Consider the following 4,954-nt stretch of genomic DNA (forward strand, 5'->3'; position numbering starts at 1 on the left):
CCAGGAATCACGATGCCGAGCGCACGCCCGCCGGCAAAGCACCAACCCACCCGCAAAAAACACCGAGGCCGTTTCCCGGTCATCGGGAAACGGCCTCGGCGAAGCAAAGCGACTTGGCGCCGCGCCGCGCCGCGCCGCGCAGCACAACGCAGCGCCGCGCAACACGCTGGATCAGCCGGTGGGCTGCCCAACCTCGTACTCACCGTCCGAGGTCTTGATGGTGATCTTCACCTTCTTGTCCGCGTCCCCGACCTTCACGTCGCACTCGAAGGTGGTGTTCGGCTTGACCTCGTGCTCACCGCTGCAGCTGGCGCTCTTCGCGTCGAGCTTGTAGTCGTCCTTGAGGACCTGCACGATCCCGTTCTGCACGGACGTGTTGTCCAGGACCTTCTTGTTGAACCACCCCGGCGTCACGAACCCGCCGATGCCCACGACCGCCACGATCAGCACCACGGCCGCCACAACGCCCCAGATCAGCCCGTTGGACTTCTTCGCGGGCGGCGGCGGCCCGTACTGCCCCGGCTGCCCGCCGAACTGCCCCGGCTGCCCGTACTGACCCGGCTGCCCGTAACCGGGCTGCTGCGGCTGCTGCCCGTACGGGTTGTTCGGGTCGAACCCACCGCCGGGCGTGCCGGGGTACTGCTGCTGGGGCGGGTAAGGCTGCCCCTGCGGCGCCTGCTGGCCCCACTGCTGCTGGTGCTGCTGCGAGGGGTCCGGCTGCCCGTAACCGGGCTGCTGAGCGGGGAAACCACCCGACGGCGTGCCGGGGTACCCGCCACCGCCGTAGGGCTGCTGGCCCCACTGCTGCTGCGGGTCGTTCCCTCCGGACGGTCCGTACGGACTGGTCATGCTCGGCCTCCGGCGGTCGGTCTGGAACGGGAAAAGGACTATTTCGGACGTGCTGGCTTGCTCGCGCGATCAAACCACAGGATGACGCCGACTACGCAGCGCACCCCGCCAAACTTTGTCAGACCGTGGCCAACTCCGTCAGACCGTGGCCAGCGCGACCACACCACGACGCAGCGCGTCGACCGCCTTGCGGGCCGCCGCGCCCACCGGGTCGCCGCCGCCGACGACGTCCCTGATCTGGTCGAGGAAGTCGACGACCTGCCTGCACCAGCGCACGAAGTCACCCGCCCCCAGCTCGGTCCCGCCCGTGTCGGTGGTCCCGAGCACCCGCTCCAGCGACTCGCCGCGCGCCCACCGGTACACCGCCCAGGCGAAACCGGGGTCGGGCTGCCGGGTGCGGTCGAGCCGGTGCCTGCGCTCGTCGTCCTCCAGCTCCGCCCACAACCTCGCGGTCGCGGTCATCGCGTCGGAGACCTTCCCCGGTGGCAGCCGCGTCTCCATCGGCCCGTCCCTGCGCGCCTCGTACACCAGCGACGACACCACAGCCGCCAGCTCCTCCGGCGCCAGCCCCTTCCACACCCCGTGCCTGAGGCACTCCGCCGCCAGCAGGTCGGACTCGCTGTAGAGCCTGGTCAACCGCCTGCCGTGCTCGGTGACCCGCTCCCCGCCCCTCCTGCCGGGCCCACCCGAGACGCGCTCCTGCCCAGCCCGCCGCACGACCCGCCGCTTCCTCTGCCCAGGCTCGCCCTCAGCGCCGCCCCCGGAAGCAGCCCCCTCAGAAGCGCCGCCCTCGGAAACCGCCCCCTCACCGGGAGCCTCGAACACAGCCCCGCCCTCGGACTCGGGCTCGTCCTCCACGACCTCCAGGTACCCGCGCTCCCGCAGCAACCCCCGGATCCGGTCGAACTCCCGCGCCAACGAGTGCGTCGTGGCCGCGACCTTCCGCTCCGTCTGCTCCGTCTCGGCCAGCAGCCGGTGGTACCGCTCCCCCCACCGGGCGTGCTCCTCGCGCTTCTCGCACCCGTGGCACGGGTGCGCCCGCAGCGCCCGCCGCAACGTCGCCAGCTCGGCGTCGTCGTCCGCCGTGGACCGCCGCTTCCGCGCGCTCGGCGCGACCAGCCCCGTGTTCCGCAGCGTCGCCGCCAGGTCCCGCCGCGACCGGGGCGACCGGGTGTCGACCTGCTTCGGCAGCCGCACCTTCCCCAGCACCTCGACCGGCAGCGGGAAGTCCGCCGAGGTCAACCGCCCGGCCCACCGGTCCTCGGTGACCACGAACGGCCTCGGCTCGCCCAGCGGCTCCAGCCCTGGGTCGATCACCACCGCCAGCCCGGTCCGCCGCCCGGACGGCACCGCGATGACGTCGCCCTTCCTCAGCCTCTCCAGCGACGCGGCGGTCTCCGCGCGACTGGCCGAGGTGTTCTGCCTGGCCAGCGCCTTCTCCCGGTCCGTGACCCTGCGGCGCAGCGACGCGTACTCCGTGAAGTCCCCGAGGTGGCAGGACATCGACTCCGCGTACCCGGCCAGCGCCTCCCGGTTGCGCTCGATCCGCCTGGCCAGCCCCACCACCGACCGGTCGGCCTGGAACTGGGCGAACGACTGCTCCAGCAGGTCGCGGGCGGCGGGCGCGCCGAGCCGGTGCACCAGGTTGACGGCCATGTTGTAGCCGGGCCGGAACGAGGAGCGCAGCGGGTAGGTGCGGGTGGCCGCCAGCCCGCCGACCGCCTTCGGGTCGACGCCGGGCTGCCACACCACCACGGCGTGCCCCTCGACGTCGATGCCGCGACGCCCCGCGCGCCCGGTGAGCTGCGTGTACTCGCCCGGCGTGAGATCGACGTGCGCCTCGCCGTTGTACTTGACCAGCTTCTCCAGCACCACCGTCCGCGCGGGCATGTTGATGCCGAGCGCGAGGGTCTCGGTGGCGAACACGGCCTTGACCAGGCCGCGCACGAACAGCTCCTCCACCGTCTCCTTGAACGCGGGCAGCAGGCCCGCGTGGTGGCTGGCGATGCCGCGCTCCAGCGCCTCGCGCCACTCCCAGTAGCCGAGGACCATCAGGTCGTCCTGGGGCAGGTCGCGGGTCTTCTCGTCGACGATCCGGCGGATGACCTCGACCTCGTCGGGCGTGGTCAGGCGCAGGCCGTACCGCACGCACTGGTTCACCGCCGCGTCGCAGCCCGCCCGGCTGAACACGAACACGATCGCGGGCAGCAGCCCGGCCGCGTCGAGCCGCTGGATGACGTCGACCCGCGACGGCGGCTTGAACCCGGTCGAGCGCGGCGGACGGCCGCCCTTGTTGCCCCGGCCGCGCGTCCACGGCACGTGGAAGCGGGCCAGGTCCTCGACCTGGCGCAGCAGCTGCGGGTTGATCTTGACGTGGGTGTCGGCGACGTCGTCGGCGAACAGGTCGAACATGCGCGGACCGGCCAGCATGTGCTGCCACAGCGGCACCGGCCGGTGCTCGTCCACCACCACCGCGGTGTCACCCCGGACGGTGACGAGCCACTCGCCGAACTCCTCGGCGTTGCTCACCGTGGCCGAGCGGCCCACCAGCCGCACCTATTCGGGCAGGTGCAGGTTGACCTCCTCCCAGACCGGGCCGCGGAAGCGGTCGGCGAGGTAGTGCACCTCGTCCATGACCACGTAGCCGAGGCTGTTCAGGGTGGAGGAGCCCGCGTACAGCATGTTCCGCAGCACCTCGGTGGTCATGACGACCACGGGCGCGTCGCCGTTGACCGAGGTGTCGCCGGTGAGCAGGCCGACCTTGTCCTGGCCGTACCGGGCGCACAGGTCGGCGTACTTCTGGTTCGACAGCGCCTTGATCGGCGTGGTGTAGAAGCACTTCCGCCCCTCGGCGAGGGCGAGGTGCACGGCGAACTCGCCGACGACGGTCTTGCCCGCGCCGGTGGGCGCGCACACCAGGACGCCGTGGCCGTCCTCCAGGAACTCGCAGGCGCGCAGCTGGAACGGGTCGAGCTCGAAGGAGACCACCGAGAGGAAGTCGGTCAACTGGGGCCGGGAAGCGCGGCGGCGGGATTCCGCGTAGGCCTCGGCCGGGGACCGGGAAGCACTTGACACCCCTCCAGGCTGTCACAAGGGGCCGACAAAAGCTGGGGTCATTTTTTCCACGCGGGGTCGGCTGGGGGCGATCGTCCTGGTGAGGGGGGTGATGGCAGGGGTGAAGTCGCCGGAGGGCGGGAGGGGAGCGGCGTGTCCAGAGCGGACGGCGGTGGCCGTGGCGGTGGCGGTGGCGGTGGCCGGTCAGGCCCGCGCTGGAATACTGGAATCGGTCAGCGCTGAAGGAATAGTGCTCAGCGCACCGGGGACGCACGTCGCCGTCACCGGCAGGGCCCGCTGGCGCTCGCCGTCCGCGTAGGCCGTCCACGCGGGCCCGGCCAGCCGGATCGAGGACGCCCGGAACGTGTGCACCGCCGGGTGCGCCGTGTGGTCGCCGGTCCGCAGGGTGGGCAGCACCCGCAGCAGGGTCCGCCTGCTCACCGCCTCCACCACCGTGACGTCGAACAGCCCGTCCTCCGGGTCCGCCCCAGGGCACACCGGCACGCCGCCGCCGTAGCTGCCGGTGTTGCCGACCGCGACCAGCAGCGCGTTCACCCCGATCTCCCCCTTCGGGGTGCCCAGCAGCAACCTCCCCGGTCGCGGGCCGAGCAGCTCGGCGAGCAGCGCCAGGTCGTACCGGCGCGGCCCCGCGGGCCAGCGCATCCGGTTCGCGCGGGCGTTGACCGCCGAGTCGAACCCCGCGCACAGCACCGTCGCGAACCACCGCCCACCCCGCACCCGCCCCAGGTCGACCCGGCGCCGCTCGCCCGAGCGCAGCGCGGGGACCAGGTCCGCCGCCGACCGGGAGCCGAGCACCCTGGCCAGGTCGTTCCCGGTGCCCGCCGGGATGACCGCCAGCGCGGTCGGGGTGCCCGCGCACGCCTGGAGCGCCACGTGCGCGGCGCCGTCGCCGCCCAGGACCACCAGCGCGTCGACGTTGGCGCCCACCACCCGCTCGGCCATCGCGGCGGCCTCGGCCGTGCTGGTGGGGACCAGCAGGTCGAGGACGTCCACGGCCTCCCGCAGCAGGGCCGCGGTGGTGCCCGCGATC

The 4,954-nt window shown here is 72.8% G+C and carries 4 protein-coding genes; all 4 read right to left on the reverse strand.

The features are described 5' to 3' along the window. Nucleotides 1–171 precede the first annotated feature (171 nt). Nucleotides 172–849, reverse strand: a complete 678-nt coding sequence (locus ACTUAL_RS21085; protein WP_440901457.1) for a DUF4333 domain-containing protein — start codon at nucleotides 847–849, stop codon at nucleotides 172–174. A 138-nt stretch (nucleotides 850–987) separates the two neighbouring features. Beyond that, the gene (locus tag ACTUAL_RS21090) at nucleotides 988–3,396 is read right to left on the reverse strand and encodes a DEAD/DEAH box helicase (RefSeq protein WP_440901458.1); all 2,409 of its coding nucleotides are present in this window, start codon (nucleotides 3,394–3,396) and stop codon (nucleotides 988–990) included. A 9-nt stretch (nucleotides 3,397–3,405) separates the two neighbouring features. Next, nucleotides 3,406–3,855 (reverse strand): DEAD/DEAH box helicase, encoded by a 450-nt coding sequence (locus ACTUAL_RS21095; protein ID WP_440901459.1) that lies wholly within the window; start codon nucleotides 3,853–3,855, stop codon nucleotides 3,406–3,408. A gap of 252 nt (nucleotides 3,856–4,107) precedes the next feature. Next, a complete protein-coding gene (locus tag ACTUAL_RS21100; RefSeq protein ID WP_440901460.1) occupies nucleotides 4,108–4,953 on the reverse strand; it encodes a diacylglycerol kinase family protein in 846 nt (281 codons plus the stop codon). Nucleotide 4,954: the final 1 nt, after the last annotated feature.

The organism is Actinosynnema sp., from assembly GCF_052038725.1.